Source organism: uncultured Sphingomonas sp. (genome assembly GCF_964237335.1).
GTDB lineage: Bacteria > Pseudomonadota > Alphaproteobacteria > Sphingomonadales > Sphingomonadaceae > Sphingomonas.
The window spans coordinates 1-5,229 of the sequence record NZ_CAXSHM010000077.1 but is presented as its reverse complement, the minus strand read 5'-3'; the positions used below and the strand labels follow the sequence as shown (position 1 = coordinate 5,229).

Genomic DNA, 5,229 nt, shown 5'->3' with positions numbered 1-5,229 from the left:
GCTTCGCAGTCGCCTGATCAAGCCGTCATGCGCCAACCCCGTGAGCAGTTACGCCAGCATAGCCCCAGTAGGGCTCGATCGCTCTAACGTACTGAAACTGGTGCTGCCGGTGAGGATTGAACTCACGACCTCAGCCTTACCAAGTCTACCGTAAGTGTATGACTGCGTTACCTAACCTTGCTTGGCGTGGGTTTCGTCTTCGTCCCGCCAGGAATACGCTACGCCACACTTGCTCTCCGTTGCCCATGGTTTCCCACGCCGTGAGTGCCGGGTGAGTGCAACGGGCGAAGGAGTGATGAGGTGGCAACGGCGAGGGTATCGAAACGGACGGTGGACGCGATGGAGAAGCCGGCCGCGGGCGCGCGCACGTGGCTGTGGGACGACCAGGTCCGAGGCTTCGGCGTGATGATGACCGCGCAAGGACGCAAGTCCTACATCCTCCAATATCGGGTTGGCCGGGGCGCAGGTCCGAACCGCCGCCTCCGCATTGGCACGCACGGCTCGCCGTGGACACCGGAAGCCGCCCGCGACCGAGCTGTCGAGCTAATGAAGCTCGTGGCGGATGGGGTCGATCCGGCCAACGCCGAGGCCGACGCCGAACGGGTCAGCGCCGCCGATGCCAGCGAGCGGGAGCACTTCGCGTTCGGCAACTTCGCCGACCGCTTCATCGAGAAGCACGTCGTCGCGGGAGGACTGCGCAGCCGCAAGGACATCGAGGGCACGTTCGACCGCGACCTGCGACCGAAGTTCGGGGACAAGTCGGTCCTCGCCATCAGCAAGCAGGACGTGAAGGACCTGCTGGCACACGTCGGAGACCGCAGCCGCTCGGCAGCCAACAAGGCGCACAAGTGGCTAAACCGCATGTTCACCTGGGGCATGAAGCACGACCGCCTTGAGGACTCGCCGATGTTCGGGCTTACGAAGCCCTTTCCCGAGTCCAAGCGCGATCGAGTCCTGTCCGATACCGAGATCAGGCTGCTCGTGCGCGCGCTGAACGGCATCACCTGGCAGTTCGCAACGCTCGTATTGCTCCTACTCCTCACCGGGCAGCGGCTTCGCGAGGTCGCCGGGATGCGCTGGGATGAGATCGACCTCGCGAAGCGCGAGTGGATCATCCCAGGCTCGCGGACCAAGAACAAGCGGCGCCACCTCGTCCCACTCAGCAGTCAGGTGGTGAAGCTGCTGCGGTCGGTCCGAGCGCAAGGCAGCGACGAGGATTTCGTGCTCACGACGAACGGCAAGACCGTGATCTCCGGCTTTAGCAAGTCGAAGAAGGCGATCGACGTCCTGATCGCCGCGAGGACGAAGACCGCCGTTCCCGCCTGGGTGATGCACGATCTCCGGCGCACCTTCGCGACCGGCTGCGCCGCATTGACCATTCCGATCGAGCATTCGGAAGCCGTGCTCAACCACGTATCTGGCACTCAGGGAGGCGTGGCCGGGGTCTACCACCTCTACAAATACGTCAAGGAGAAACGGGTGGCGCTGCAGACTTGGGCCGACCGCGTAGAAAAAGTCCTTGGCGGGCTGCCATCTCCCGGCCCGACTTGAGCTTCATTTTTCGGCTCCAGACCCGTCGCCACAGCGCCGCTTCGGGGGCAGTCACGGGAATCGGGATGTCGGGCTACGCGTAGAAGACCGCGTCCACCACGATCTCCAGCCAAGGGGAACAACAAGGGGTAAGCGTCCGGTCTGCCCCGCCTTGCGGGTGATGTGAGCCGCGAGCCACAGGTGCGGCACTGTGGCAGACACTGGTGCGGCACTATGGCTACGTGGGTTATCGACGGTTCGGGCGCGGGTGGGGCGGAGCCGCGGCGACGGTTCAGCGACGACGACAAGGCGCGGATCGTGTCGGAGGCGATGATGCCGGGGGCGAGCGTGTCGGATGTCGCGAAGCGGCACCGGGTGTGCTCCTCACTCGTGTATCGCTGGCGGCGCGTGCTGCTGCGCGACGGGGTGTCGGTCGAGGCGCCGCAGCTGCCGGCGCCGGCGTTCGTGCCGGTCGAGTTGGCCAGTGCCCCTTCATCCTCGCAGCCGGAGGCGCTGGGGCCGGGCGTGGTCGAGGTGGTCGGCTCGAGCGGGCAGCGCATCCGTCTTGCTCCACCCATTGACGCGCGGGTCCTCAAGACCGTGCTGGGCGGGTTCGGGTGATTGGCCCACCGGCCGGCGTCCGGGTGTACTTGGCGGCCGGTATCACGGATATGCGCAAGGGCTTCGACGGGCTGGCCGCGCTGGTTCATGCCGCGCGACAACAATGATGAGCGCAAGAGCGTCGATTAGGATGAGCGGTTGGGGGTCCGCTTCCGGGAGGGCGTAGCCCGAGCGGGAGCTGACCCCCAACCGCTTCGGCTTTCACCTGTGGGTCGTGCTCAGTGACGTCTGTCTTCCATAGGGAGGCCGACGATGCCGGGCAGACATGTCAACGACCAGCAAGTGAGGCTCTACATGACAGCACGTATTATCCGATCGCAGGCGACCGCTGCAGCTATGGCCGGCATATCGGTGGCGACCGGCCGCCGGATCGAACGCGATCCCAGACCGCCATCGTCGCGCAAGGTAGTGCGCGAGTACCGGACCCGAACCGATCCGCTGGACGGCATCTGGGACGAAGAGATCGTGCCCATGCTGGAGGCGGCGCCTGCGCTTCGCCCGATCACCATCCTGCACGAGCTGGCGAGGCGCCACCCCGAGCGGATCGATCGTGCGGTCCGGCGAACATTGGAGCGGCGGATCCGGACCTGGCGCGCCCTGCACGGACCTGACCGCGAGGCGATGTTCCCGCAGACCCATGCCCCGGGCCGGATGGGGCTGTCGGACTTCACCGATCTGGGCGGGCTCGGCGTGAGCATCGCCGGGCAGCCGTTCGATCACCGGCTCTATCACTTCGCGCTGGTCTATTCCGGCTTCGAGCATGGCGAGATCGTGCTCGGAGGCGAGAGCTATACCGCGCTCGCCTCGGGCCTGTCCGCGGCGCTTACAGCCTTGGGCGGCGTGCCTGCCGAGCACCGCTCCGACAGCCTGTCGGCAGCGTTCCGCAACCTGTGCGCCGACGATGCCGACGACCTCACCCGGCGTTTTGCCGCGCTGACGGCGCATTACGGCATGGTGCCGACCCGCAACAACCGCGGCGTCGCACACGAGAACGGCTCGATCGAGAGCCGGCATGGGCATGTGAAGGACCGGATCGAGCAGGCGCTGATGCTGCGCGGCTCGTCCAACTTCGTAACGCTGGACGCCTATCGCGCCTTCGTCGCGGGCGTCATCGCCGAGCACAACCGGCGTCACGCCGACGCGATCGAGATCGAACGGGCGCATCTGCGGGCGCTACCGCCATCGGCTCCCTTGACCTGGGAGGAGGCGAGCGTGCGCGTCACCAGCTCGTCGGGCTTCTCGTTCCGCCATGCCTTCTACACCGTGCCCTCCCGGCTGATCGGGCATCGGCTGCATCTGCGCGTCCATGACGACCGGATCGACGCCTATCTGGGAGCCGCGCACCTGCTGACGCTGCCGCGCGGCCGGGCGCCGTCGAAGAAGGCGGGACGCACGACGACGCACATCGTCGATTATCGGCACGTCATCGGCTCGCTGCGCGCCAAGCCCGGTGCGCTGGCAGGCCTGACGTATCGCGACGCGCTCTGGCCGCGCACCGCCTATCGCCGCGCCTGGGAGGCGCTGATCCTGGTCCAGTCCACCCGCGAGGCGGCGCGGACGATGGTCGGTCTCCTGGCGCTGGCCCATGATCAGGGCGTCGAGGCCGATCTGGCGGCCGCACTCGATGCGCTGCTCGACGCCGGCGAGCTGCCCGATCTTGGCTGTCTGCGGGCACGCTTCACACCCGCGACCTTGTCGGCACCCGCCATCCATATCGAGATGCCCCGCGCCAGTATCTACGATCCGCTGCTCGGCGGTCTGTACGGGGAGCTGGCGGCATGACCATCACCACCGATACCGCACGCCTCCCGCTGCTGCTCACCAGCCTTCGCCTGCCGACCGTCGCCAGGCTCTGCCCGACATCGGCGCGACCGCCGACAACGAGGGCTGGCCTGCCGCGCGCATGCTCGCCACATTGCTCGAGCACGAGGTCGCCGAACGTGCCAACCGCCGAACCGCCCGGCATCTCGCCGAAGCGCGCCTGCCGGTCGGCAAGACGCTCGATACGTTCGAGTTCGCCGCGGTGCCGATGATCAGCCGTGCCAGGATCACGGCGCTCGCCCAAGGCGATAGCTGGCTCGATACCGGCACCAATATCCTGGCGTTCGGACCGCCCGGGGTCGGCAAGACTCATCTGAGCGCCGCCCTGGGCCACGCCCTCGTCGAGGCCGGGCACCGGGTCCTGTTCACGCGCACCACCGATCTCGTCCAGCAGCTCCAGACCGCCCGCCAGGAACTGCGCCTGGCCGCCGCCATCGAGAAGCTAGACAAATACCGCCTGCTGATCCTCGACGACCTCTCCTACGTCCAGAAAAGCCAGGCGGAGACCTCGGTCCTCTTCGAGCTCATCAGCGCGCGATACGAACGCCGCTCGATCATGATCACCGCAAACCAGCCGTTCGGTGCCTGGGACGCCATCTTCCCCGATCCAGCCATGACAGTCGCGGCGATCGACCGGCTGGTCCATCACGCCATCATCCTGGAAATGAACACCGCCAGCTACCGGCGCAAAACCGCCGAGGGCCGGGCCGCTGCCGCAACCGACACCTCCGCGACAATTATCCACCCCGGTTGACGCGCAGCGGCAATTAGACGACCACCACCACACCCACAGGCGCTCATCCTAGTTGACGCGCACCGCTCACCGTAATCGTCGCGCTACAGCATTCACTCCATGAAGCTGAAAAACACTTTTCGACGTATCCATTCCGATCCTGATAGGCTGTTCCACGGGCAGCTCCCTCGTTTAAGCGTTGACACCTCATCCTGGCACATTCGATGGCCGTTGGGGGTCGTCCACTCCAACAGGTATGAAGGATCGCGGTGATGCCGATACGCGCACCGAGGTGCTTCGGGTCGGCTGCGATCGTCGTCATCGTCTCGGACGCCGCCTGGAACAGCAGGCCGTAGACCGCGGTCTTGTTCTGGAAGGCGACCTCGGCGGGCAGCGTGAACACGACGTGGAAGTACCGACCGGGAGCAAATCCGCCTCGCGCTCGGCCAGCCAGGTGCGCGCAGCCGCGCCCTGGCACCGCGGACAATGCCGGTTGCGGCAGCTGTTATACGCAACCCGCCAAT

4 protein-coding genes and 2 pseudogenes are annotated in these 5,229 nt (G+C 66.3%); 5 read left to right on the top strand and 1 reads right to left on the bottom strand.

From position 1 onward, the window contains the following. The first annotated feature begins 330 nt into the window (after positions 1-330). The 5 genes and pseudogenes from ACFE65_RS17420 (at position 331) to istB (ending at position 4,726) form a co-directional block, all read left to right on the top strand. Positions 331-1,551 carry a tyrosine-type recombinase/integrase gene (locus tag ACFE65_RS17420; protein WP_375383624.1) on the top strand — a complete coding sequence of 407 codons (1,221 nt, stop codon included), beginning with the start codon at positions 331-333 and terminating at the stop codon, positions 1,549-1,551. A gap of 213 nt (positions 1,552-1,764) precedes the next feature. Beyond that, on the top strand, positions 1,765-2,151 hold the full coding sequence (locus ACFE65_RS17415; protein WP_375383623.1) for a transposase: 387 nt from the start codon (positions 1,765-1,767) through the stop codon (positions 2,149-2,151). After that, positions 2,148-2,258: an IS66 family insertion sequence element accessory protein TnpB gene (tnpB, locus tag ACFE65_RS17410; RefSeq protein ID WP_375383622.1), complete on the top strand. Its 111-nt coding sequence runs from the start codon at positions 2,148-2,150 to the stop codon at positions 2,256-2,258. The genes ACFE65_RS17415 and tnpB overlap by 4 nt, the downstream gene beginning before the upstream one ends. Positions 2,259-2,403: 145 nt before the next feature. Then, on the top strand, positions 2,404-3,933 hold the full coding sequence (istA, locus tag ACFE65_RS17405; RefSeq protein WP_375383621.1) for an IS21 family transposase: 1,530 nt from the start codon (positions 2,404-2,406) through the stop codon (positions 3,931-3,933). Continuing rightward, a pseudogene (istB, locus tag ACFE65_RS17400) lies at positions 3,930-4,726 on the top strand (IS21-like element helper ATPase IstB). The gene istA and the pseudogene istB overlap by 4 nt, the downstream one beginning before the upstream one ends. Positions 4,727-4,958: 232 nt before the next feature. Here the strand turns inward: istB and ACFE65_RS17395 are convergent. Further along, positions 4,959-5,229, bottom strand: a pseudogene (locus ACFE65_RS17395) (transposase zinc-binding domain-containing protein); the annotation flags it as partial.

What these genes read in the sequence shown, in the direction of transcription:
- istA (WP_375383621.1), top strand. Translation starts at nt 2,404, where the DNA reads ATGCCGGGCAGACATGTCAACGACCAGCAAGTGAGGCTCTACATGACA.
- ACFE65_RS17415 (WP_375383623.1), top strand. Translation starts at nt 1,765, where the DNA reads ATGGCTACGTGGGTTATCGACGGTTCGGGCGCGGGTGGGGCGGAGCCG.